The 23,762-nt window shown below is 65.4% G+C and carries 18 protein-coding genes; 11 read left to right on the plus strand and 7 right to left on the minus strand.

The window, feature by feature from the left end; genetic code table 11:
- Positions 1-23: 23 nt before the first annotated feature.
- Complete coding sequence (aptA, locus tag ACZ75I_RS06705; RefSeq protein ID WP_472958855.1) at positions 24-1,376, minus strand: omega-aminotransferase AptA; 1,353 nt, start codon at positions 1,374-1,376, stop codon at positions 24-26.
- Between the two features lie 104 nt (positions 1,377-1,480).
- On the opposite strand from aptA, the gene ACZ75I_RS06710 reads away from it, so the two are divergent.
- Together ACZ75I_RS06710 and ACZ75I_RS06715 are read left to right on the plus strand one after the other, a co-directional pair.
- Positions 1,481-2,977, plus strand: a complete 1,497-nt coding sequence (locus ACZ75I_RS06710) for an aldehyde dehydrogenase (protein ID WP_472958856.1) — start codon at positions 1,481-1,483, stop codon at positions 2,975-2,977.
- 243 nt (positions 2,978-3,220) lie between these two features.
- The gene (locus tag ACZ75I_RS06715; RefSeq protein ID WP_472958857.1) at positions 3,221-4,522 is read left to right on the plus strand and encodes an MFS transporter; all 1,302 of its coding nucleotides are present in this window, start codon (positions 3,221-3,223) and stop codon (positions 4,520-4,522) included.
- Here ACZ75I_RS06715 and ACZ75I_RS06720 read toward each other — a convergent pair.
- The 3 genes from ACZ75I_RS06720 to ACZ75I_RS06730 form a co-directional block, all read right to left on the minus strand.
- Positions 4,503-4,964: a bacteriohemerythrin gene (locus ACZ75I_RS06720; protein WP_049416324.1), complete on the minus strand. Its 462-nt coding sequence runs from the start codon at positions 4,962-4,964 to the stop codon at positions 4,503-4,505. The two genes, ACZ75I_RS06715 and ACZ75I_RS06720, sit on opposite strands and share 20 nt — an antisense overlap.
- 85 nt (positions 4,965-5,049) lie before the next feature.
- The gene (locus ACZ75I_RS06725) at positions 5,050-6,393 is read right to left on the minus strand and encodes a diguanylate cyclase (protein WP_049416322.1); all 1,344 of its coding nucleotides are present in this window, start codon (positions 6,391-6,393) and stop codon (positions 5,050-5,052) included.
- Between the two features lie 95 nt (positions 6,394-6,488).
- The gene (locus ACZ75I_RS06730; RefSeq protein ID WP_472958858.1) at positions 6,489-8,051 is read right to left on the minus strand and encodes an MASE1 domain-containing protein; all 1,563 of its coding nucleotides are present in this window, start codon (positions 8,049-8,051) and stop codon (positions 6,489-6,491) included.
- Positions 8,052-8,613: 562 nt separating this feature from the next.
- On the opposite strand from ACZ75I_RS06730, the gene ACZ75I_RS06735 reads away from it, so the two are divergent.
- Entirely contained in the window at positions 8,614-9,000 is a 387-nt protein-coding gene (locus tag ACZ75I_RS06735) for a hypothetical protein (RefSeq protein ID WP_472958859.1), read from the plus strand.
- A 160-nt stretch (positions 9,001-9,160) separates the two neighbouring features.
- Here the strand turns inward: ACZ75I_RS06735 and ACZ75I_RS06740 are convergent, their stop codons facing one another.
- On the minus strand, positions 9,161-10,753 hold the full coding sequence (locus ACZ75I_RS06740; RefSeq protein ID WP_180869960.1) for an MASE1 domain-containing protein: 1,593 nt from the start codon (positions 10,751-10,753) through the stop codon (positions 9,161-9,163).
- A gap of 225 nt (positions 10,754-10,978) precedes the next feature.
- Positions 10,979-12,256, minus strand: a complete 1,278-nt coding sequence (locus tag ACZ75I_RS06745) for an NAD(P)/FAD-dependent oxidoreductase (RefSeq protein WP_428986730.1) — start codon at positions 12,254-12,256, stop codon at positions 10,979-10,981.
- A 161-nt stretch (positions 12,257-12,417) separates the two neighbouring features.
- Here ACZ75I_RS06745 and ACZ75I_RS06750 point away from each other — a divergent pair, with 161 nt between their 5' ends.
- From ACZ75I_RS06750 to ACZ75I_RS06760, 3 genes are all read left to right on the plus strand, one after another.
- Positions 12,418-13,179, plus strand: a complete 762-nt coding sequence (locus tag ACZ75I_RS06750) for a gamma-glutamyl-gamma-aminobutyrate hydrolase family protein (RefSeq protein WP_346476584.1) — start codon at positions 12,418-12,420, stop codon at positions 13,177-13,179.
- On the plus strand, positions 13,176-14,573 hold the full coding sequence (locus ACZ75I_RS06755; RefSeq protein WP_049416306.1) for a glutamine synthetase family protein: 1,398 nt from the start codon (positions 13,176-13,178) through the stop codon (positions 14,571-14,573). The genes ACZ75I_RS06750 and ACZ75I_RS06755 overlap by 4 nt, the downstream gene beginning before the upstream one ends.
- A gap of 91 nt (positions 14,574-14,664) precedes the next feature.
- Positions 14,665-15,774 carry a polyamine ABC transporter substrate-binding protein gene (locus tag ACZ75I_RS06760; protein WP_346476585.1) on the plus strand — a complete coding sequence of 370 codons (1,110 nt, stop codon included), beginning with the start codon at positions 14,665-14,667 and terminating at the stop codon, positions 15,772-15,774.
- Between the two features lie 43 nt (positions 15,775-15,817).
- On the opposite strand, the gene ACZ75I_RS06765 is transcribed toward ACZ75I_RS06760, so the two are convergent.
- The gene (locus tag ACZ75I_RS06765; RefSeq protein ID WP_472958860.1) at positions 15,818-17,206 is read right to left on the minus strand and encodes a flavin-containing monooxygenase; all 1,389 of its coding nucleotides are present in this window, start codon (positions 17,204-17,206) and stop codon (positions 15,818-15,820) included.
- 771 nt (positions 17,207-17,977) lie between these two features.
- On the opposite strand from ACZ75I_RS06765, the gene ACZ75I_RS06770 reads away from it, so the two are divergent.
- The 5 genes from ACZ75I_RS06770 (at position 17,978) to ACZ75I_RS06790 (ending at position 23,657) form a co-directional block, all read left to right on the plus strand.
- Positions 17,978-19,117 carry a M35 family metallo-endopeptidase gene (locus ACZ75I_RS06770; RefSeq protein WP_346476586.1) on the plus strand — a complete coding sequence of 380 codons (1,140 nt, stop codon included), beginning with the start codon at positions 17,978-17,980 and terminating at the stop codon, positions 19,115-19,117.
- 187 nt (positions 19,118-19,304) lie between these two features.
- Positions 19,305-20,441, plus strand: a complete 1,137-nt coding sequence (locus ACZ75I_RS06775) for an ABC transporter ATP-binding protein (RefSeq protein ID WP_005415926.1) — start codon at positions 19,305-19,307, stop codon at positions 20,439-20,441.
- Positions 20,438-21,370 carry an ABC transporter permease subunit gene (locus tag ACZ75I_RS06780; RefSeq protein WP_180869968.1) on the plus strand — a complete coding sequence of 311 codons (933 nt, stop codon included), beginning with the start codon at positions 20,438-20,440 and terminating at the stop codon, positions 21,368-21,370. Before ACZ75I_RS06775 ends, ACZ75I_RS06780 begins: the two co-directional genes overlap by 4 nt.
- Positions 21,367-22,209, plus strand: a complete 843-nt coding sequence (locus ACZ75I_RS06785; protein WP_180869970.1) for an ABC transporter permease subunit — start codon at positions 21,367-21,369, stop codon at positions 22,207-22,209. The genes ACZ75I_RS06780 and ACZ75I_RS06785 overlap by 4 nt, the downstream gene beginning before the upstream one ends.
- A gap of 83 nt (positions 22,210-22,292) precedes the next feature.
- Positions 22,293-23,657 (plus strand): NAD-dependent succinate-semialdehyde dehydrogenase, encoded by a 1,365-nt coding sequence (locus ACZ75I_RS06790; protein ID WP_346476587.1) that lies wholly within the window; start codon positions 22,293-22,295, stop codon positions 23,655-23,657.
- The last annotated feature ends 105 nt before the right edge of the window (positions 23,658-23,762 follow it).

A 23,762-nucleotide genomic window follows, 5' to 3' on the forward strand; every position in this document is an offset into this window, starting at 1 on the left:
CGCTCGCCACTGCTGGCCCGGGCTCAGGCGGTGACCCGGATCATCTCGCCCAACGTGCCGGTGATCTGGTCGATCTGTGCCTTGTCCACGATCAGCGGCGGCGACAGCGCGATGATGTCACCGGTACAGCGCACCAGCAGCCGGCCGTCGTGGAAGCAGCGCCGGAACACCTCGTAGCCGCGGCTGCCAGGTGCATCGCGGCGCGGCGCCAGCTCGACCGCACCGACCAGGCCGAAGTTGCGGATGTCGATCACGTGGGGCAGGCCCTGCAGCGCGTGCAGCCGTTCCTGCCAGTACTCGCCCAGTTCGATGGCGCGCTCGAACAGGCGCTCCTCGGCGTAGACGTCCAGTGTTGCCAGCGCTGCGGCGCAGGCCAGCGGGTGCCCCGAGTAGGTATAGCCGTGAAACAGCTCGATGGCCTGCGGCGGGGCCTGCATCAGCGTGGCATGCACGGCGTCGCTGGCCAGCACGCCGCCCAGCGGCACCGCGCCGTTGCTGACCGCCTTGGCAAAGGTCAGCAGGTCTGGGGTGACCCCGAAGCGTTGTGCGGCGAAGGGCATGCCGACCCGGCCGAAACCGGTGATGACCTCATCGAACACCAGCAGGATGCCGTGGTGGTCGCACAATTCGCGCAGGCGCTGCAGGTATCCGGGCGCGGGCAGGATCACCCCGGCGGAGCCGGCGATGGGCTCGACGAAGACGGCGGCAATCGTCGAGGCGTCATGCAGCGCGATCAGCCGTTCCAGGTCGTCGGCCAGCTCCGCGCCCTGGCGCGGCAGGCCCTTGCTGAACGCGTTGCGTTGCAGGTCCAGGGTGTGGCGCAGATAGTCCACGCCCCCCAGCTGCAGGCCGAACGCCCTGCGGTTGTTGGGCAGACCGCCCAGTGCCATGCCACCGAAACCGACGCCGTGATAGGCCTTCTCGCGGCTGATGAAGCGCGTGCGCTGGCCCTCGCCACGCTGGCGGTGGTAAGCCAGCACGATCTTCATCGCGGTATCCACCGCCTCCGAGCCGGAGCTGGTGAAGAACACATGGTTGAGCGGGGCCGGAGCCAGTGCGGCCAGCCGCTGTGCCAGCGCGAAGGCCGGCGGCGAGCCCATCTGGAAAGCGGGCGAGTAGTCGAGCGTGCGTGCCTGCGCGGCGATGGCCTCGACGATGCGCGGTCGCGCGTGGCCGGCGTTGCAGCACCACAGGCCGGCGGTGCCGTCAAGGATCTGTCGGCCATCGATGTCTTCGTAGTGCATGCCTTCGGCGCGGACCAGCATGCGTGGTGCCGCCTTGTACTGGCGGTTGGCGGTGAATGGCATCCAGTAAGCGTCCAGTGACTCGGGGCGCTGTGTGGCCAGGTCGTGCAGATCGCTCGCGGAACGCTTCATGCCAGCTCCATCGGGTCCGATGCGATGAATGTAGCGCAGCCACGTCACGGCGGAGTCGCGGTGACCCCGGTATAACCAAGACTCGTTGAATGCTGGAGCATCCCATGGCCGATTTTCCCGACCGCAGCCATTGGCAGGCGCTGGCCCTCCAGCTGTCGATGCCAGGCCAGGCCTTCATCGATGGCCGCTATGTCGATGCAGCCAGCGGCGCCCGTTTCGACTGCGTCAGCCCGATCGACGGTCGCGTACTGGGGGCGGTCGCCGACTGCGACGCGCAGGACGTGGAGCGCGCGGTACTGGCCGCGCGGCGCAGCTTCGAGGCGGGGCACTGGTCGCAGGCAAGCCCGTCCCATCGCAAGCGCGTGCTGCTGGCCTTGGCGGCGTTGGTGGAAAAGCACGCCGACGAGCTGGCCCTGCTGGAAACCCTGGACATGGGCATGCCGGTGCGTGATGCGCGCCGCATCGACCTGCCAGGCGCGGTGCGCTGCCTGCGCTGGACCGCCGAGGCCGTGGACAAGCTGTACGGCGAGATCGCGCCGACCGGCCCGCACGAACTGGGACTGGTCACGCGCGAGGCCGCCGGGGTCGTGGCCGCGATCGTTCCGTGGAACTTTCCGCTGCTGATGGCCTGCTGGAAGATCGCGCCTGCATTGGCCATGGGCAACTCGGTGGTGCTCAAGCCGTCCGAGCGCTCGCCCTTGAGTGCGTTGCGGCTGGCGGCGCTGGCCGCCGAGGCGGGCCTGCCAGAGGGCGTGCTGAACGTGCTGCCGGGGTACGGTGCGCGCGTCGGTGAGCCGTTGGCCCTGCACATGGATGTGGACGTGCTCGCCTTCACCGGCTCCACCGCCACGGGCGCGAAGCTGCTGCAGTGTTCAGGGCGATCCAACCTCAAGCGGGTCTGGCTGGAGTGTGGCGGCAAGAGCCCGCATGTGGTGTTCGCCGACGCCCCTGATCTGGACGCCGCTGCGAAGGCGGTGGCACAGGGTATCTTCTTCAACCAGGGCGAGGTCTGTACCGCAGGTTCGCGGCTTCTGGTACAGCGTTCGATCCGCGAGGATTTCGTGCATCAGGTGGTTGCCTATGGCCAGCACATGCACCCCCGCCATCCACTGGACCCCGATGCGCCGATGGGCGCGCTGGTGGATGCCGCGCACCTGGACAAGGTGATGGACGATATCGCGCGCGCCGAAGGCGAAGGCGCCCGGTTGCTGCTGGGTGGGCGGCGCGCCGAAGTGGAAGCCGGCGGCAGCTACGTCCAGCCCACCGTGTTCGACCAGGTGCGCCCGGAGCAGGCACTGGCGCGCGAGGAAGTGTTCGGGCCGGTGCTGGCCGTGCTGGGGTTCGAAGACGAGGCCGAAGCGGTGCGCGTGGCCAATGACAGCCGCTACGGCCTGGCCGCCGGCCTGTGGACGCGGGACCTGGGGCGGGCCCACCGCGTCGCGCGCCAGCTGCGCGCCGGCAGCATCTGGGTGAACGGCTGGGATGGCGGGGACATGACCACTCCGTTCGGGGGCTACAAGCAGTCCGGCAACGGGCGCGACAAATCGCTGCATGCGTTCGACAAGTACAGCGAGATCAAGGCCACCTGGGTGCAGTTGTAACGACGCGATTGCTGGACGGCTGTTCGCTCTCTGTAGAGCCGAGCGATGCTCGACTGCCGTTCGTTCTTCTGTAGAGCCGAGCCATGCTCGGCTGCATCTCGCGAAGAGAAGAACCGTCGAGCATGGCTCGACGTTACAGAGGCGCCTGGCCCCTCGTTGGCATCGGTGTCGGCTGAAACCATCGTGCCGTACCGCCGCCAGCCCGTGGCAGAATCGGGCGATCTGCCATTTCCCATGTTGCCGATGTCGACGATCACCGCTGCCGCGCCGCCCGTGAATTCCCCCCGTCGTGTTCTGCTGGCCAGCCTGATCGGTACCACGATCGAGTTCTTCGACTTCTACATCTACGCCACGGCCGCGGTGCTGGTGTTCCCGCACCTGTTCTTCCCGGACAGCAGCGAACAGGCAGCCTTGCTGCAGTCGCTGGCAACCTTCGCGGTGGCCTTCATCGCACGCCCGGTTGGCTCGGCAGTGTTCGGCCATTTCGGCGATCGCATCGGCCGCAAGGCCACCCTGGTGGCTGCGCTGCTGACCATGGGGCTGTCCACGGTGCTGATCGGCCTGCTGCCGACGCACGCACAGATCGGGCTGTGGGCGCCGGCGCTGCTGGCGCTGTGCCGTTTCGGCCAGGGCCTGGGTCTGGGCGGGGAGTGGGGCGGGGCAGTGCTGCTGGCCACCGAGAACGCACCGCCGGGCAAGCGTGCCTGGTACGGCATGTTCCCGCAGCTGGGTGCACCGCTCGGCTTCCTGCTGTCGGCCGGCATCTTCCTGGTGCTTGGCCGTTGCCTGAGCCAGGCCGACTTCCTGCAATGGGGCTGGCGCATTCCGTTCGTGGCCAGCGCGCTGCTGGTCGGCCTCGGCCTGTGGGTGCGGTTGAACATCCACGAGACCCCCGATTTCAAGCAGGCGCTGGAGCGCAAGGCGCCGGTGCGGCTGCCGATGTGGACGGTGCTGCGTGACCACCCGGTGCCGATGCTGCTGGGTACCCTGGGCGCGTTCGCCACCTTCGTGCTGTTCTACCTGATGACCGTGTTCAGCCTCGGCCACGGCACGGCGGTGCTGGGTTACAGCCGCGAGCAGTTCCTGCTGATGCAGATGGCCGGCATGCTGTTCTTCGCGCTGGGCATCCCGCTGTCGGCGCGCTATGGCGACCGCTGGGGGACGCGCCGCACGATGATCGTGGCCAGCGTGCTGATCATCGGTTTCGGCGTGCTGTTCGCGCCGCTGTTCCAGCCGCACAGCCCGTGGATGGTCACCGCCTTCCTGTGCCTGGGCCTGTTCCTGATGGGCCTGACCTATGGCCCCTGCGGTACCTTCCTGGCCGAGATCTACCCGGTGGAGGTGCGCTATACCGGCGCATCGCTGTCATTCAACCTGGCTGGCATTCTGGGTGCGGCACCGGCGCCGTACCTGGCCACCTGGCTGGCCGATCGCTTCGGCCTGGTCGCGGTCGGCTACTACCTGTGCCTGACTGCGGCAGCGACGCTGTGCGCGCTGGTGGCACTGCACCGGCGCGCGCTGCGGTTCAGCCAAAGAAGCGCTTGAGCGTGCGTCCCAGCCAGCCACCGCCCTGGTGCTCGCGGGTGAACTGGTTCAGGTGCGCCTTGACCTGTTCGGCATAGGCCTGATCATCGCCGCGGATGTGGTTGAACAACCAGCGCGAGAGCATGGTGCGCAGTTCGTCGCTGATGTCCTCGCCGGCCTGGAAGCGCAACCGGTACTCGGCCACGCGCTTGATGAAGATCTCATGCACGCGCTTGTGCGCTGCACAGAACGGGTAGCCCGCCTCCTCCATCAGCTCTTCCTCGAACGCGAAGTGCGACATGGTGTAGTCGACGACTTCGTCGATCACTTCACCCACCGCTGCACGCTGCAGGCTGGTCTGCGCCACGTGCAGGTGGTTGAGCATCTCGATGATGCGGCGGTGTTGTTGGTCGATCACATCGATGCCGATGTTCAGATCGTCCTGCCAGACCAGTAGTGCCATCCCCGGCTCCCCTTCATGCGTATGTCGGGGCCGACTGTAGAGCTGCCGTGCGGGAACGGCGTTGATCTGGATCAAAGCGAGCCGGTCAGGTCAGCGCAGGCTCGCGTGGACGCAGCGGGCTGGCCACCGTGGTGCAGCTGACCCGGTTGCGGCCACCGGCCTTGGCCAGGTACAGCTGGCGGTCGGCCTCGGAGATCAGCCGGTGCAGCGCATCGCGCTGCGGGCGCAGGCAGCACAGGCCGATGCTGACCGTCATGCGCAGGGTAGCGGTGCCGATGTCTACCTCCAGTGCGGCGATGCGCTGGCGCAGCTCCTCGAAGTACAGCAGCGCCTCGTCCTGTTCCATGTCTGGCACCAGCAGGCAGAACTCCTCGCCGCCGAAGCGCGCGATCAGGTCGTGGCTGCGTGCATGCGCGGTCACCGCGCCGGCCACCGCGCGCAGCGCGTCGTCGCCTGCTTCGTGGCCATGGGTGTCGTTGATGTGCTTGAAGTGGTCGATGTCGATCATCGCCACCGCCACGCATTGGCCGTGCAGCTGCAGCTGCGGCAGCTGGCGCTGGCTCTGCTCCAGGAAGAAGCGCCGGTTGGGCAGGCCGGTGAGGAAGTCGCGGGTGGCCAGGTCCTGCAGGGTGCCGATCAGTTCCAGCTGGTCCACGTTCTGCGAGACGCGGCAGAAGAACTCCTCGCGCGAGAACGGCTTGCGCAAGAAATCGTTGGCGCCGTTCTTCAGGAAGCGCGGGATCAATGAGGCGTCGGTATTGCCGGAGATGCCGATCACCGCCACCTTGTCGCGCGAGCGCAGGGTGCGGAGGCGACGGGTGAATTCCACGCCTTGCATGCCGGGCATTTCCTGGTCGACCACCGCCAGGCGGATCGCCGGATGCGCCTCGATAGCAGCCAGGCCCTCGTTGCCGTCGGCGGCTTCGTGCACCTCATGCCCATACATCCGCAGCAGGGCGGCGGCATAGCCACGCGCGGACGGCGAATCGTCCACCACCAGCGCGGCGATGCGCCGGTTGCGTTCCAGCCGCTGCACCAGCCACACCAGGTAGTCGATGCTGCCGGGGGTGTTCTTCAGCACGTAGTCGATGATCTGCTGCTGCAGCACGCGCTTGCGCAGGTCCTCGTCGTAAACGCCGCTGACCACCACCGTCGGCAGGTCGCGCTTGAGGAAGAATTCGACCACTGCATCGCGGTCGCCGTCGGCCAGCACCAGTCCGGTCAGCACCAGGAACCAGCCTCCGCCTTCGCTGAGCAGCCGGTCGGCCTCGGCCAGGGTGGAGGCGATCACCACCGGCAGTTCCAGGCGCTGCTCGATGGCTTCGCGCAGCATGCCGGTGAACGCACGGGAGTTTTCGACCAGCAGGATCCGCTGCGGCAGCGGATCGGCCAGGTCGCCATCGACGGCGGCCTGCGGCAGCACGGGCATGATGCGGTGGCTCACGAGGGAGGGGCTCGGCACGGATAGCGGCGGTTTCGGGTGTAACTTTAGCGGGGCAGTATGCCCTGCGTGTCGTTCGGCGATCAGGCGGGCGATGAGAATGACGCCGCTGTGCCCGCAATGGATTCGTGCAGGACGAGCCGGAGCCGGTTGCCACGGCAATGCACCGTACCGCCGTAGGCCATTATCCGGCCGGCCAGACGCTCCGTGGCCTGCTGAACGGTCCCACTCGACAGCGTGCAACTGCGGTCAAGAAGGCCCACGACCACCACAATGCCGCGGCGGTCGCCAGCCTGGCCGCTCCGGGCGCGCACGCTGACCTGTCCCGACTCCAGCTCCAGCAGCAGCGACACCGCCTCGATCAGCGAGCGATAGATGGCGAGCTGCAGGTCAACAGTCAGCAGGCAGGGGTTGCCCTCCAGCCGGGGCGGTATCACGCGATGGGAGTTGTCCCACTTCTCGCATGCGCCGCCAACGCGCAGCGCGATATACAGCCCAACCTGCTCCAGCCCCGTGGGGTAGACCAGACTGGCCTGTTCACGGAACAGCCGCGAGTGCACGGATGAGGCGTGCTGCAGGCTGTTGGCCACCGCGTGATGCCCCTGCGCCTTCAGCCAGCTGACCATCTCGCCGAGCGAGCTGTCCATGCCTTCGCCGAGTTGCTTGAGATGGGAGGCGCGCTCGCGAAGTTCACGCTCACGGATCTGATGCGAACTACGTGCCAAGCGCAATGTGGTTTCCTCAGCCAGTCCACGGGACCGTGCACGCTCGTGGTGATAGCTGATGCTGGATCCCAGGGCGAGCAGTGCGACACTCATCACGGCCATGTTCTGCTGGGTGGCGAAGGTGCCCAGGTCGAACGAGGACGGTAGGCCGGTGCTGGGAGTGGCGAAATGGAGTGGAAGGTTCAACAGCGGAATCGCGATGGCAGCGCCACGCCACCCATGCATGAAGGTCAGGGCGATCGCCGGTAGGGAGGACAGCAGCACCAGGTGGGTGCGTGTGGTGTGGGCGCTGATGGCCGTAAGCTGCATGCACAGGGCCAGGACCAGCATCACCAGGATGGCCGTGACCGTAGGTGCAGCAAAGCGGCGCGTCCAATTGGGGGCCGCGTCTCGTCGCGACCAGAGGAATGCCAGTGGCACGAGGGTAATGATGGCGGCGAAGTGGCCAAAGATCGTGCGATCAACTGCGCCAAGCAGGTTGCTCGGCGGCGGGTTCGACCACAGGGCGAATGAAATGCCCATATTGAGAGCCGGGACGAACAACGCCGTGCAGAAGGTCAGCGACAGCAGCCACAGGCCGGCGGCGGACTCCGATGGCATTCTCATGCGGTGCAGGTGGACCACCAGCATCGCCATCGGCATCAGCAGCGTCGAGGCCAGGATGACCCAGGCCAGGCCGTAGCTGTCGATCATCGGGATGCGCAAGGTTGCGAAGTAGGCGTACTCGCCAAGCAGCAGGTAGGGCCACAGGCGGGTCGGGACGATCAGTAGTGCCGCTGCCCGGATGCCCGCAGGCAGGAAGAACTGATCCAGCGAGAACTGACGCAAGGAAAGGCAGCTCAGGGCGTAGACGGCCGCGAGTGCGATTCCGACGGGTCGTATCCGGAAGCTCAGTTCAATCGATTCATTGAATCGCTCCAAGCCCGCGCCTCTCGTCTCCCGGCCAATGATGACTGGCCACTTCCGTAGACATTATCGACAGTCGGAGAAGGGCGCAATCGAGGTGCGTTGCTTCCCCTTGTGCTGCAATTGCCGGCTTCCTGCGCTTCGTGGCCCTACACGGTCAGCAGTGCGTCGGCATAGCCACCAGCGGACGGTGAATCATCCACAATCAGCGCGTCCTCGGTTCGATCACGTTGCAGCCGTTGCACCTGCTACATTCGGCAGTTGATGCTGTCCACTGTGTTCACTATCGCGCAATCGACAATGTCCTGCTGTTACACGCGCCTGTCCAGGTCATTTGTCGCAGATGCAGCTGACCCGCACCGTGGGCGGGTTTCGCTGCGGGTATTGGCGATTTCGGACGCAGCTTCGGCGTGGCATGGGTTTGTATCGATCCAGTGGATTATGTCCGACAGGCACTGCGGAGTCTGCCCGGTATATGCTGATGTGATTGGCGGTAGCATCCTTCTTGATCCGTATTGCATCCAACCTGGAGGTTAGTGTGAGAAGTTTCCGAATTCATGCATGTGCTGGTGCATTGATGTTGGTGCCGGTATCCGTTTTTGCTTTTGCCCCGAGTGACGACCATGGAATCAAGATGGCCGGCCAAGGACTCGGCCAGTCTATTCCGCAGGCACAGGACCTGAGCGTGGATCCCGGCTGGTTGGTCTATGGGTTCGAGCGCGATGGCCTGGATTATTTCCAGGTAAACGATCTCGCGGGCCACGTGCACATCGTGATCGGCAATGCTGCGGGCACGTTCTGGGTACTGCCGGCAGGTGACCCATCTGCGAAGGTGTCGTTGCCTGAGCAGCGCCTGCCTGTTCCCGCCAAAGCCACCAGGACGGTTGTCTATCGGTCCCCCGCATTCACGCTGGTCAGATATGCAAGCGGAGCTGATGTCTTGTGGGCGGTAGAGGCACCCTGATACCGCCTGTTGCCGGGATATCGGAGAGCTTCAGTGTCAGACCGCATGGGCACCCGGATGTTCGCCGGGTGCCCATGACGCCTTTGGCCAGCGGGATGAGCGGGACGTTTATGCGATACCGCTGCGTTGGTTCGATCCGATCGCTTGACTGTGAAATGCGCTACTGCAGCGCAGAGGGTGCAGGGCAGCTGTACCGTGATGGAGCACTGGGCTGTGTCTCAAGTTTTGTTTCACGGTCGAGAAACAGGATCCTGACCCGGTTGCGATAGCAGTCAACGGTCCCGTCATAGGGCAGGGTTCGCCCGGTCAGCCGCTCGAACGCTGCCATGGTTGTCTGCTGGGAAAGGCGCCGACGCGACTCCAGCAGCGACACGACCATGAGAATTCCGCGCCTGGAGCCCATTCCGCCGCATCTTGCACGAATGCGAATCTGTCCACCTTCATGTTTGAGAAGAATGGAGACCGCATCAATGAGTGTCCGGTAAGCGGCCAACTGCAGTTCCACGCTCAGGTTGCAGGGGTCGCCTTTCAGATCAGGGCGGAGAACGCGCTCCGTCAGCTTCCACGACTCACGGATGCCACCAGCCTGCAAAGCCACGTAAAGCCCAAGATGCTCCAGGCCGGAGGGATAGACCATGCTTGTCTGTTCGCGAAAGAGCCTCGAATGTACATTCGAGGTATGCAGAAGGCTGCTGGCCACTGCGTGATGTCCCTGGGCCTTGAGCCAGTCGGCCAGCTCCACCAGTGACGTATCAATGCCGTCGCCGAGCTTGCGAAGGTGCAGGGCACGCTCACGCAGCTCCATCTCGCTGGCCAATTGCGAGCTCCTCGCAAGATGGATGGCGTCCCTTTCCCCCATCTCGCGCAGCCTGTAACGATGGTAGAAGTGGGTGATGCGTGATCCGAGCAACAGCAATACGATGCCGCTGATCGCCATGATCTGCTGGGTGATGAAGGCCGCGGGATCGAATGCGTTGGGATGGGTGTTGGGCGTGGTCAGACCGATGACCATGTTGAGCACCGGTACTGCAAGGGCGGCACCCTTCCAGCCATACAGGCAGGTAAGTGCGGCCGCGGGGAGTGCCAACAGCAGCAGGAGCGTTGCCTTCAGCGCAACCCCGTCTGCGGGCAGTTGAGTTGCTGCTATCCCGATCAGGAGCATCGATGAAAGTGCCGCCAGCATCGGGGTCTTTCGTCCAGCGTTCCACTCCTGCCCCAGGTCCTGTCGCGCCCACAGCATGGCGATGGGGGCCACCGTCAGAATGCCGATGAAGTCGCCCACGCTGTAACGCGCCGCACTGGTCAGGAAGGGCGTGGAAGGGGGTGTTGGCCAGAGCAGATGGGAAAAGCTGAGGTTCAGCAGCGTAACAACGACGCTGGAAGCGGCGGCAATCAACAAAAGGCCGATCGTCTGCGACTCCGCCATCAGTCGCCGTTGCAGCTTCACAATCAACATCACTGCGGGCATGAGGAACGCGGAGGCAACAATGACCCATGTCAGGCCGTACTTCTCGATCATTGGCACGCGGGACTGTGCAAAGTACGCATATTCGCCCAGCAGCAGATACGGCCACAGGCGCGGCGGGCACAACAGTACGGCCGCCACCCGGATGCCGGCTGGCAAATAGAACTGATCCAGCGACAGCTGTCGGGTTGCCCAATAGGCAACTGCATAAAGCAAGGCAAGCATCAGGCCAGCCGGACGAATGCGCACCTTCAGCAACAATCCTTCTTTCCACCAGTCCAATCGCACGTCCCCCTCTCCTGCGTGTCCCCTGTCAGCTTCCATTCGCCGCGAGGCCCGGTTTCTCAGGACGTTATCGGTCTGCGAACGATTATGCAATTGCACAGAGGCGCATTTAGGTAATTGACCAACCATCCATCACACATGTTGCGTGAAAATCTGTGACGTGTGCAGCACGATCAGCGCTGCGGTGCGCTTGTCAGAACGTTCAATACAGGTGGAGATGCAGAATCTTCACCACAACGCATCCCGCAGCTTGTACCACGACATCGCCGCCACCAGCAGCGGCGTGCGCAGCAGCCGGCCGCCGGGGAAAGGCGCATGCCGCAGGCGCTGGAACACGTCCAGGCGCTCGCTCTGGCCGGCAATCGCGGCGGCGATGACCTCGCCGGCCAGCCCGGCGGCGGCCACCCCATGGCCGGAGAACCCCTGCGCGAAGTACAGGTTGCCGTCCAGCCGGCCCCAATGTGGAGCGCGGTTGCGGGTGATGTCCACGTAACCGCCCCAGACCTGCTCCAGCGGCACGTCGGCCAGTTGTGGAAACACCTGGTGCATGCGCCGCTGCATCACCCCGCGCAGGCCGGGTGGGGGCAGCGCCGAGTAACTGGCGCGGCCGCCGAACAGCAGCCGGTGGTCGTGGCTGAGGCGGAAATAGTCCAGTGCCCACGCGGTGTCGGCCACGGCCATGTTGTTGCCGATCAGGGCGCGGGCGCGCTCGGCCCCCAGCGGCGCGCTGGCGCCGATATAGGTGCCGACCGGCATGATCCGGCGTTCCAGGTCGGGCAGCAGGCCCTGCAGCCAGGCATTGCCGGCCACCACCAGATGCGCAGCGCGCACGCTTCCCTGCGCGGTATGCAGGGTGGGCTGCGGTCCGCGCTGCACGCGGGTCACTGCGGAGTTCTCGTGGATCACCACGCCGGCCGCACGTGCCGCATCGGCCAGGCCACGCGCATAGGCCAGCGGGTGCAGGTGCGCGCTGTGCGGATCGAACATCGCGGCGCGGTAGCGCGGGCTGTCCAGCTGTGCGCGCAGGGCATCACGGTCCCACCACTGCATCGGGTAGTCGTAGTGGCGCTGAAGATGCTCGCAGTTGGCGCGCAGGTCGCGCTCATGGCGCTCGCGGATGGCGACGCTGGCGTGGCCCTCCACCCAATGGCAGTCGATACAATGGCGGTCGATGCGCCTGCGCATCGCCTGTACCGCGTCGCGCGACCAGTCGAACAGGTGGCGCGCATCGTTACGGCCGAGCTGACGCTCCAGTTCGTCCACCTCGCAGCCATAGCCGACCAGCGCCTGGCCACCATTGCGGCCGGACGCGCCCCAGCCGATCCGCTGTGCGTCCAGCACCACCACGCGTTGGCCACGCACGGCCAGTTCCAGTGCGGCGGTCAGGCCGGTATAGCCGGCGCCCAGCACCGCAACGTCGGCCTGCACCTGCCCCTGCAACGCGGGCAGTGCGGGCGGTTCGGGCAGGCTGGAGGCATACCAGCTGGGCGGAAAGGCGGCGCTCACTGCAGGCCTCGCGGGTGCAGTGCGGGAGGGCGGAGCAGGGCAGGTCGATCAGCGTTCACCCCGGTAGTTTCGCCGATGCATGGCAGCTGTGGTGTGACGGCAGCGACTTGCCGCCGTTGCCAGGCGACGGGTAACGTGTCGGCACGCCAAGGAGTCTTCCCATGCGCCGCCTGCCCTGGGTGGGCCTGCCCACCGACAGCACCGTGCTCGGCCACCACCGTTTCGCGGTGGCCGGCGAGAAGTACGTGCGCGCGCTGGCCGAGGCGGCCGAGGTGACCCCGGTGGTGTTGCCGAGCCTGCAGCCACCGTTGCCGGCCAGCGACTGGCTGCTTGGGCTCGATGGCCTGCTGTTGACCGGCGCGGTCAGCAATATCGAACCGCAGCACTACGAAGGCGGCCGCAGCTGGCCAGGCAATCCGCATGACCCTGCCCGCGATGCCAATGCCTTCGCGCTGCTGCACGAGGCGCTGGCGCTGGACCTGCCAGTGCTGGCGATCTGCCGGGGCTTCCAGGAGTTGAACGTCGCACTGGGCGGCAGCCTGCATCCGCAGGTGCATGCGGTGCCCGGCCTGGCCGACCATCGCGAAGACCCGCAGGCGCCGGTGGACGTGCAGTATGGGCCGGCCCATGCGGTGACCCTGGCCGCCGACGGCTGGCTGGCGCAGTGGCACGGCAGTGGCCGCGCGCAGGTCAATTCGGTGCACGGACAGGGCATCGCCCGCCTCGCGCAGGGCCTGGAGGTCGAGGCCATGGCCGATGACGGACTGGTCGAGGCAGCGCGCAGCCTGCACCATGGATTTGTGCTCGGCGTACAGTGGCATCCGGAGTGGCGTGCCACGCAGACGCCGTTCTATCACGCTATTTTCCGTGCGTTCGGCCAAGCTTGCCGGCAGCACCAACAGAACCGACTGGATTCCCGATGAGTTCCCGAACGCGCCCGCGCAAGACGGCCACGCCCCCCGCACCGCAGGAAAGCAGCCTGCTGCGCTGGCTGAAGGAGCGGCGCATCACCGAGGTGGAATGCCTGGTGCCGGACATCACCGGCAACGCGCGCGGCAAGATCATTCCCGCCGACAAGTTCTCGCACGACTACGGTACGCGGCTGCCCGAAGGCATCTTCGCCACCACCGTCACCGGCGAGTTCCCTGATGACTACTACGAGCTGACCTCGCCGTCGGACTCGGACATGATGCTGCGCCCCGATCCGGACACGGTGCGCATGGTGCCGTGGGCGGCCGATGCCACCGCGCAGGTCATCCACGATTGCTACACCAAGAGCGGCGAACCGCACGAGCTTGCGCCGCGCAACGTGCTGCGCCGCGTACTGGCGGCTTATGCGGAACTGGGCCTGCGCCCGGTGGTGGCGCCGGAGCTGGAGTTCTTCCTGGTGCAGAAGAACACCGACCCGGACTTCCCGCTGCTGCCACCGGCCGGTCGCTCGGGGCGCCCGGAGACCGCGCGGCAGTCGTACTCGATCGACGCGGTCAACGAGTTCGACCCGATCCTCGACCTGATGTACGACTACGCCGATGCGATGAAGCTGGACGTGGACACGCTGATCCACGAATCCGGCGCAGCACAGCTGGAGGTGAACTTCACCCATGCCGATGCGATGGACCTGGCCGACCAGGTGTTCCTGTTCAAGCGCACCATGCGCGAGGCGGCGATGCGCCACGGGGTGTACGCCACGTTCCTGGCCAAGCCCATGGAGAACGAGCCCGGTAGTGCCATGCACATCCACCAGAGCCTGGTGCGGGTGAGCGATGGCAGCAATGTGTTCGCTGGCGAGACCGATGCTGAGGGCGAGTTCAGCCCGGTGTTCGGCCACTACCTGGGCGGCCTGCAGAAGTACGCGCCGCAGGCGATGGCGTTCTTCGCGCCGAACGTGAATTCCTACCGCCGGCTGGTGTTCGGCGAAGTCTCGCCGAGCAACGTGCACTGGGGCTTCGACAACCGTACCTGCGGCCTGCGCGTGCCGCTGGATACGCCGGAAAACATGCGCGTGGAGAGTCGTTTCGCCGGTTCCGACGCCAATCCGTACCTGGCAATGGCGGCCACCCTGGCCTGCGGCCTGCTCGGCATCCGCGAGCGGCTGGCGCCGGACGCGCCGGTGACCGGCAGCGCGAAGGAACTGGGCTACAACCTGCCGCGCTCGCTGGGCGAGGCGCTGGACGGGCTGGAGCAGTGCAGCGAGCTCCAGGCCCTGCTGGGCGAGCGTTTCTGCCGCGCTTACATCTCGGTCAAGCGCAAGGAATACGAGACCTTTTTCCGCGTCATCAGCTCGTGGGAGCGCGAGTTCCTGCTGCTGAACGTCTGAGCATCTGGAATAGAAAAATCCGCCGCCGGGGGGTAGGCTGGCACCCGTCGCCGGCTCCGCCGGCCCCCCTTCCCGCATTCTGGAGCACCCGATGAAGCTGCGTATCCTCACGCTCGGCCTGGCCTCCGCCATGCTTGCCGCCTGTGGCGGTGGCAACGGCGGCGCGCAGGACAGCCAGGTCCTGAACGTCTACAACTACAGCGATTACATCGCCGAGGACACCATTCCGACCTTCGAGAAGGAGAGCGGCATCAAGGTGACCTACGATGTGTTCGACAGCGATGAGATGGTCGAGACCAAGCTGCTGGCCGGCAACAGCGGCTACGACGTGGTGGTGCCGACCCTGAACTTCTTCGGCCGCCAGATCCAGGCCGGCGTGTTCCTGCCGCTGGACAAGAGCAAGATCCCGAACCTGGCCAACCTCGATCCGGCGGTGATGAAGCGCATCGCCACCCAGGATCCGGGCAACCAGTACGGCGTGCCGTACATGATCGGCACCACCGGCATCGGCTACAACGTGGACATGCTGAAGCAGCGCTTCGGCGGCAGCACCGATGTCGCCAACAGCTGGGACCTGGTGTTCAAGCCGGAGAACATCAGCAAGATGAAGGACTGCGGCGTGACCATCCTGGACACGCCGGCCGACATGATCCCGATCGCGCTGCATTACCTGGGCCTGGATCCGCACAGCGGCGACCCGGCCGAACTGCAGAAGGCGGCCGACCTGCTGAAGTCGATCCGCCCGTACGTGCAGAATTTCCACTCCTCGCAGTACGTCGGCTCGCTGGCCAATGGCGGCACCTGCATGGTGGTCGGCTGGTCGGGTGACATCATCCAGGCCCGCGACCGCGCCGAGGAAGCCAGCAATGGCGTGCACGTGGCTTATTCGATCCCGAAGGAAGGTGCGCCGCAGTGGTTCGACATGCTGGCGATCCCGAAGGACGCCAAGCACCCGGAAGCGGCGTACAGGTTCATCAACTACCTGCTGGAACCGAAGGTCGCCGCGGCCAACACCAACTTCATCCACTACGCCAACCCGATCCCGACCGCGACGCCGCTGGTGGACGAGGCGATCCGCACCGACCCGACGATCTATCCGCCGGCTGACGTGGCCGAGAAGATGTTCACCTACTCGATCAACACGCCGGAGACCGACAAGCTCTACACCCGGCTGTGGACCGAGGTGAAGACCGGCCGTTAAGCCGGTCTGGCGCCGCCGGGCCTTGCCCGGCGGCCGCCTTGCTTCACCGCTTCACCGTGCTGGAATCGGTACCGTCGGCCTGGTCAAGGTGCCTCAGGATGGCCGGCAGCAGGTCGCGTGCATCGCGGCCGCCGTTGCACAGGAACGACGAACTCATCCGCTGCAGGTTGTGCATGCCGATGAAGAACAAGCCCGGTTGCGGGGAAACGCCAAACTCGCCCAGCGGATAGCCGTGGGCATCCAGCGCGCCCTGCACATCGAGCCAGGGCCATTCGGCGACGAAACCGGTGGCCAGCACCACCGAGCGGATGCCTGCCGCCTGCAGATCCAGTTCATCCGGGGCTATGTCCGGCTCCCAGTGCAGATAGACCTCTTCGGGAATGTAGCGGGCATCGTCGGTGCGCGGCTCGGGCCGCGTGGCGTAGTACGCGCTGGCCAGCGAATCGAGATAGGCGTACTCGGCCCGCGTCGCTTCGATCGCGGTGCGAAGTTGCGGGCGGACATCGGCGAAGCGGGCGGTGTTTCCATTGAATTCCTGCAACCGGCCCAGCAACCTGATCCCTGCGCGGTGCATCGCCAGCAGGCTGATCGAACTGCCCAGGCCGGCGCGTCCCTTGCCGGAAATCAGGGGGAACTCCGCGGTGCGGGCCTTGCGCAGCGCGTCCGGCTCGCCTGCCAGTACGGCCGCCGATTGGCTTACGTGTTGATGGATGCGCCCGGCCATGTCCCACCAGGTCATCGAGTCCTTGCCGCGCAGCCGACGGGTGTGCGAATGACGATCGGCCAATGACCAGTACACGCTGCGACCAGCGTCGCGCAGGTCCTGGGCGATCTGCGCGCCGGACTGGCCGCCGCCGATGACCAGCACCGCGCCCTCGGGTAGCTGGCCGGGACTGCGGTAGTCGCTGGAGTGCAGCACGGTGAGGCCTGTTGCGGGCGCGAAAGGGGCCCGGGGCAACCGCGCCCGGCGGTATTCACCGGTGGCGACCACCACCGCCTGGGCATGGATCAGCCCCCGGCTGCTGTCGATGGCATAGCCACCGGACTCCGGCCCGACCCGATGGACCACGCACCCCTCGCTGATCGGCAACGCGCGCTCGTCGGCATAGTCGCGCAGCCGTCGGATCACTTCCGGGGCCCCCATGAACCCTTCCGGGTCATCCCCGGCATAGGCATGGCCATGCAGGGCCATCGTCGCGTTGGCGGTGTTGGTCTGGAACGAATCCCAGCGCCGCCGCCAGCTGGCGCCCACGGTTTCGGCCTCCAGCACGCGATGCTCGACGCGGGCCTCCTGCAGGAGCGCGCTGAGCGACAACCCGGCCTGGCCGGCGCCGATGATGACCAGCGGCAGCCGTGCAGGCAGGCAGCCCGGCAGGCGGGGCGGGAAAGGGGAGGGGCTGTCCGGGGAAATCACCAGGGGCGGTCCATGCAAGGCCTAGATGCGGGACATTGCGCGGGGAATGTCCGGGGCTTTCAATGGATCCCGTTCTGAAAAATGTTGCAGATCGGGCTGCCGCCCGCAGTGTCTGGCCGGGACGGCTGCAGGGTCGTCCAGGGGAGCCCGGGCCTTGGGGCGGACAGGCCACCATCGCGGGGAAAACCGACACGCCCTCGGGGGCCTTGGGCGGGCCAGCGGCCGCTTCCACCCACTCCCGTCATATCCCCTTCGGCCCCCGGCCGTTAGAATGGCCGCCGCTGTCCACCGCCCGCTCCCGGAGCCCCCATGCCCGTTGAAGCCCAGCCGGTAGCCGCCGTCGTCGACGTCGCTGGCGGTTGAAGCGGTCCGTAGCGACCCGACCATCTACCTGCCGCCTGACGTGGCCGAGAAGATATTCACCTATTCGATCTACACGCCGAATATCGACAAGCTCTACATCCGGCTGTGGGGAGGTGAAGATCGGGCATTGAGCGCTGGTCGGGAGGCGCGGGTGATTGCCGACCGTTGGTCAGCGCGCCTTTAGATGAAGGCGCATGCCGTGCAGTCAAGCAGCGATGGAAGCAGCCCATGACGGAAAGCGCACAGTGGGGGTACAGGAGTGAAGCGGATGCAGACACGTCTCCCTAGCCAAGAATTCCTTGGAGCAGGGCTGCACTGCAAAAATTCTGAAAATGGCGAGTGGATCAGCATTCGTTCGTCGATTTCTTGCATTGTCATTCTCATGTCACGGATGCTTGTTGTCCATCCACCTCAAGGGAGTGAATAATGAAAGCCATATCCTGGATCGGTTCCGTAGTCATATTTCTGGCCGGGGCTGCTTCGGCAAATGCGCAGTTGTCCGTGCAAATGAAGCAGGCAGCAGGAGCCGCCATGGCTGACGTAGTGGTCCACGTCACCTACATCAATTCGGGCGCAGTGGCGCTCAGTATTCCCGAGAGGGGGCTACCCAGAGTCCTGCAGGATGGAAGGCTGTGGAATGATGCGTTTCTTGTCGTTTCGCAGGATGGAGATGCAGCTGCATATCGCGGAATCATTGCCCACCTGAGCGCCGCAGCCCGAGAGAAAACGCTGACGCTGGAACCTGGACAGCGGCTTGTTCGACAGGTCAATCTTTCCCTGAACTATGAGCTTCGTCCGGGTCAGACATACAAGATTTCCGCTCCGATTCTTAGATACCGGGTTCTTGACGGTACGGAGACTGCAGGAGCGGCCGCGATCGACAAGGAGGCTTCCACATCTCCCGTCTCGTTGCTGATCGTGGCTCCGCTGCCTCGTGCAGGCCAGCGCGCCGAAACTGCGCCGCAGGAAGCATCCCGAGTGGCATCTTGCCCGCCAACCCGATTAAAGGAAGTAACGGCGGGAATTGCCGCTGCGGCGGGTATCGCCCGCAGTTCGAGGAACTATCTGGAGTCGCTTTATGGATATGAGTCTGGAGAATCATCCATTATCGTGACGTTCAAAGAGACTGCTCGCTACAGGTCGTGGTTCGGTGAGCATGGCGATCCTAACATCGCAAATCCGGTCAATGACCGGATCAGAAAGACAGTTTCGGGAGTCGCTACCCGGTTCGCATTGCTCAAGCAACCTTCTTGCGATTGCCCGGAAGAGATGGTTGGAGACACCAATGCTTGGATCTCCACTGCAGTTCCCTATGTTGTGAATTATTGCCCACGTTTTTTCGATCTCCCGATAGGTCCCAATGTGCCCTCTGGGTCAAAGGCGGCGACCATCTACCATGAAGTAACTCATTTTTCCGATACCTTCGCACTTGGAACGACCGATTTGGACGAGCAGTTTCCAAGCCCGGAAGACGCGCGCTACGTCGCTAGGACGGCGCGTGATCTGGCATCTGAGCATTCATACGGATACGAGTACTTCGCTGACAATCATGGCAATGAGAACTGATCGGCGGCGCATGAAGGGGGGGGGGTGTTACTTTGTAACGATCATATTGGTGCGTGGGGTAGCGGGCGGGAATGACGGGTCCGCGGCCGATGCATCGGCGTCGTCTTGCCAGCTCCCCGTCATATCCCCTTCGGCCCCCGGCCGTTAGAATGGCCGCCGCTGTCCACCGCCCGCTCCCGGAGCCCCCATGCCCGTTGAAGCCCAGCCGGTAGCCGCCGTCGTCGACACGACCGGTGCGCCCGGCTATCTCTCCATTCGTGATCTGCGCAAGGAATTCGACGGTTTCGTCGCCGTCGACGACGTCAACCTGGACGTGCGCAAGGGCGAGATCTTTGCCCTGCTCGGTGGCTCCGGCAGTGGTAAATCGACCCTGCTGCGCTGCCTGGGCGGCTTCGAGACGCCCACCAAGGGCAGCATCACCGTCGATGGCCAACGCCTGGATGCGCTGCCGCCGTACCAGCGGCCGGTCAACATGATGTTCCAGTCCTATGCCCTGTTCCCGCACATGACGGTCGAGCAGAACATCGCCTTCGGCCTGAAGCAGGATGGCCTGGGCAAGGATGCGATCAGCAAGCGCGTCGGCGAAATGCTCGACCTGGTGCAGATGGGCCACCTGGGCAAACGAAAGCCGCACCAGCTGTCCGGTGGCCAGCAGCAGCGCGTGGCGCTGGCGCGGTCGCTGGCCAAGGGGCCGAAGCTGCTGCTGCTGGACGAACCGATGGGCGCGCTGGACAAGAAGCTGCGCTCGCAGATGCAGCTGGAACTGGTCAGCATCATCGAATCGTCGGGCGTGACCTGCGTGATGGTCACCCACGACCAGGAAGAAGCGATGACCATGGCCACCCGCATCGCGGTGATGGATGCCGGCTGGATCCAGCAGGTCGGCAAGCCGGACGAGGTCTACGAGCAGCCGGCCAACCGCTTCGTCGCCGAGTTCATCGGTTCGGTCAACCTGTTCGACGGGGTGATCGACGAGGACCTGCCCGAGTACGTGACCGTGCGCTCGCCGCTGTTCCCGGCGCCGATCTACATTGCCCATGGCATCACCTGCTATGAAGGGCAGCCGGTCGCGTTCGCGCTGCGCCCGGAGAAGGTGATGATCGGCAAGGACGAGCCGGAAGGGCACACCAACAAGGCGCAGGGCGTGATCGAGGACATCGCCTACTTCGGCAGCCACTCGGTCTATCACGTGCGCCTGCCCAGCGGCGCCAAGGTGCTGGCCAACTTCGCCAACTCGCAGCGCTGGGCCAGTGATGGCTTCACCTGGGGCGACGAGGTGTGGGTGCACTGGCGCGACAACGACGGCGTGGTGCTCACCTCATGAGCGTCGCCGGCCTGAAGCGCTGGCTGCCGGGGCTGCGTGCCACGGTGATCGGCATTCCGTACCTGTGGCTGCTGCTGTTCTTCGCAGTGCCGTTCCTGATCGTGCTGATGATCAGTTTCTCGCTCAGCCGGGTCGGCTCGCCGCCGTATACCTGGCTGCTGCAGTACGGGGACGGCGGGTTCTCGCTGAAGCTGAACCTGGAGAATTACCTGGCGCTGTTCCGCGATTCGATCTATGCGCAGGCCTTCCTGAGCTCGATCAGGATCGCGGCCATCTCCACCTTCCTGACCCTGCTGATCGGCTACCCGATGGCCTACGCCATCGCCCGCCTGTCGCCGGCCGCACGCAACGTGGCGATGATGCTGGTGGTGCTGCCGTCGTGGACCTCGTTCCTGATCCGCGTGTATGCGTGGAAGGCGATCCTGGACCGCAACGGCCTGCTTGACCAGTTCCTGCAGTTCACCGGCCTGCAGGCGCTGATGACGTCGATGGGCGTGCCGAAACTGCAGTTGATCGATACGCCGACCGCCGCCTACATCGGCATCGTCTACTGCTACCTGCCGTTCATGGTGCTGCCGCTGTACGCCAACCTGGTCAAGCATGACCACCGCCTGCTGGAAGCGGCCTACGACCTGGGTGCCAGGCCATGGCAGGCCTTCCTCCGCATCACCCTGCCGCTGTCGAAGGCCGGCATCATCGCCGGCTGCATGCTGGTGATGATCCCGGCAGTGGGTGAATTCGTGATTCCGGAAATGCTGGGTGGCTCGGAGACGCTGATGGTCGGCCGCCAGCTGTGGAACGAGTTCTTCAACAACCGCAACTGGCCGGGTGCCTCGGCGATGGCGGTGGCGATGATCCTGTTGCTGCTGGTGCCGATCCTGCTGTTCAACCGATCCCAGCAGCGCCTGCTGGAAGGGAAGCAGGCATGAGCCCGCGTACCGCCAAGGGCCTGGGGCTGGGCGTTCTGCTGCTCGGCTTCGCCTTCCTGTACCTGCCGATCCTGCTGTTGATGTTCTATTCGTTCAACAGCTCGCGGCTGGCGATGGTCTGGGCCGGGTTCTCCACCCGCGCCTACAGTGACCTGTTCGCCGACCGCGCGCTGATGGATGCGATGTGGACCAGCCTGGTGGTGGCGTTCTGGACTGCCTGTACCGCCACCGTGCTGGGCACGCTGGCGGCGATGGTGATGACCCGCTTCAAGCGCTTCCGTGGCAAGCCGCTGTTCGGTGCGCTGGTCACCGCGCCGCTGGTGATGCCGGATGTGATCCTGGGCTTCTCGCTGATGGCGCTGCTGGCCTCGATGGGCGCGATTCCGGGCTTCCCGGCGCGCGGCCTGGCCACCATCTGGATCGCGCACGTCACCTTCACCCTGTGCTTCGTCACCGTGGTGCTGTCTTCGCGGCTGCAGGAAATGGACCTGTCGCTGGAAGAAGCCGCGATGGACCTCGGGGCCAGCCGGCTGACCGTGTTCACCCGCATCACCCTGCCGATCATCGCGCCGGCGCTGGTGGCGGGCTGGCTGTTGGCGTTCACCCTGTCGCTGGATGACGTGGTGGTGGCCAGCTTCGTCGCCACGCCGGGCTCGACCACGCTGCCGATGAAGGTGTTCGCGTCGGTGCGCATGGGCATCAGCCCGAAGATCAATGCACTGGCCACGCTGCTGGTGTCGGCGGTATCGATCGCCGCGGTGATCGGCTGGTACATCAATGCCCGTGCCGAGAAGCGGCGCCAGCGCGACCTGCAGCTGGCGCGGCAGGACAACGGCTGAGTACACGATCCGTCGACTGTGCCGGCAACACCCGGCTCACGGCCGGCGGCGCACAATGGGGGTCTTCCAGATGGAGATCCCCCATGACCGTCGAGATCGTCGACCCGGCCACCGGCCAGGTGACCTACCGCCATGAACTGATGGGCGCTGCCGACATCGAGCAGCGCCTGCAGGCCGCCGCCGATGCGTTCCCCGGCTGGGCCGAGCGTTCACTGCAGGAACGCGGCGCGATCCTGCGCCAGATCGCGGCGCAGCTGCGCACGCGCCGCGACGACCTGCAGCAGGCGATGACCCACGAGATGGGCAAGCTCAAGGCCGAGGCGCTGGCCGAGGTCGACAAGTGCGCGGCGGCCTGCGAGTACTACGCCGACCACGCCGCCGACTATCTGAAGCCGCAGCTGATCGACACCGAAGCCCAGCGCAGCTACGTGCGCTACGAGCCGATCGGCTGCGTGTTCGCGGTGATGCCGTGGAATTTTCCGATCTGGCAGGTGTTCCGCTTCCTCGCACCGGCGTTCATGGCCGGCAACGTGGCCCTGCTCAAGCACGCCAGCAACGTGCCGCAGTGTGCCGACCTGATCCTGGCGGTGTGCCGTGATGGCGGCCTGCCGGACGGCGTGTTCGACGTGCTGCACATCGACAACGACCAGGCCGCCGACGTGCTGCGCGACGCACGGGTGAAGGCGGTGACGCTGACCGGCAGCGAGCGGGCAGGGCGCTCGATCGCCTCCAACGCCGGCAGCCAGTTGAAGAAGTCGGTGATGGAGCTGGGTGGCAGCGATGCCTTCGTGGTGCTCGACGATGCCGATCTCGACAAGACGGTTGCGGCAGCAGTGAAGTCGCGCTTCGACAACAGCGGGCAGACCTGCATCGCGGCCAAGCGCTTCATCGTGGTCGAGGCGGTGGCCGATGAATTCACCCGTCGCTTCGTTGAAGCTGCGGCCGAGCGCCAGTACGGCGATCCCGATGAGCGGGGCACCACGCTGGCACCGATGGCCCGTGCCGATCTGCGCGATGAACTGCACAAGCAGGTACAGGCCAGCGTGGCCAAGGGGGCGCGGGTGCTGATAGGAGGCGAGCCGATTGCCGGCACCCATGCCGGCTATCCGGCCACGGTGCTCGACCAGGTCGGCCCGGGCATGCCGGCCTACGAGGAGGAACTGTTCGGTCCGGTGGCTGCGGTGATCCGGGTCGCTGATGAGAGCGAGGCACTGCGCGTGGCCAACGACACCCGCTTCGGCCTGGGCGGCAGCGTGTGGACGCGCGATCCGGTGCGCGGCGAAGCCTTCGCGCAACGCATGGAGTGCGGCGCCGCGTTCGTCAACGCGATCGTCAAGAGCGATGCGCGGCTGCCGTTCGGCGGCAGCAAGCAGTCTGGGTTTGGCCGGGAACTGGCCGACCACGGCATCCATGAGTTCATGAACATCAAGACCGTTTACGTGGCCTGATTCCCCTCCTTCTGTAGAGTCGAGCCATGCCCGACTGCTCGTCGCTCTTGTAGAGCCGAGCCCATGCTCGGCTGCTCTCGCCGGCATCAGTCGAAAAAGCTCGAC

This window comes from Stenotrophomonas sp. X (assembly GCF_055721025.1).

Coding starts and splice junctions, on each gene's coding strand:
- aptA (WP_472958855.1), bottom strand. CDS start 1,376: ATGAAGCGTTCCGCGAGCGATCTGCACGACCTGGCCACACAGCGCCCC.
- ACZ75I_RS06710 (WP_472958856.1), top strand. CDS start 1,481: ATGGCCGATTTTCCCGACCGCAGCCATTGGCAGGCGCTGGCCCTCCAG.
- ACZ75I_RS06715 (WP_472958857.1), top strand. CDS start 3,221: ATGTCGACGATCACCGCTGCCGCGCCGCCCGTGAATTCCCCCCGTCGT.
- ACZ75I_RS06720 (WP_049416324.1), bottom strand. CDS start 4,964: ATGGCACTACTGGTCTGGCAGGACGATCTGAACATCGGCATCGATGTG.
- ACZ75I_RS06725 (WP_049416322.1), bottom strand. CDS start 6,393: ATGCCCGTGCTGCCGCAGGCCGCCGTCGATGGCGACCTGGCCGATCCG.
- ACZ75I_RS06735 (WP_472958859.1), top strand. CDS start 8,614: ATGTTGGTGCCGGTATCCGTTTTTGCTTTTGCCCCGAGTGACGACCAT.
- ACZ75I_RS06750 (WP_346476584.1), top strand. CDS start 12,418: ATGCGCCGCCTGCCCTGGGTGGGCCTGCCCACCGACAGCACCGTGCTC.
- ACZ75I_RS06755 (WP_049416306.1), top strand. CDS start 13,176: ATGAGTTCCCGAACGCGCCCGCGCAAGACGGCCACGCCCCCCGCACCG.
- ACZ75I_RS06760 (WP_346476585.1), top strand. CDS start 14,665: ATGAAGCTGCGTATCCTCACGCTCGGCCTGGCCTCCGCCATGCTTGCC.
- ACZ75I_RS06770 (WP_346476586.1), top strand. CDS start 17,978: ATGAAAGCCATATCCTGGATCGGTTCCGTAGTCATATTTCTGGCCGGG.
- ACZ75I_RS06775 (WP_005415926.1), top strand. CDS start 19,305: ATGCCCGTTGAAGCCCAGCCGGTAGCCGCCGTCGTCGACACGACCGGT.
- ACZ75I_RS06780 (WP_180869968.1), top strand. CDS start 20,438: ATGAGCGTCGCCGGCCTGAAGCGCTGGCTGCCGGGGCTGCGTGCCACG.
- ACZ75I_RS06785 (WP_180869970.1), top strand. CDS start 21,367: ATGAGCCCGCGTACCGCCAAGGGCCTGGGGCTGGGCGTTCTGCTGCTC.
- ACZ75I_RS06790 (WP_346476587.1), top strand. CDS start 22,293: ATGACCGTCGAGATCGTCGACCCGGCCACCGGCCAGGTGACCTACCGC.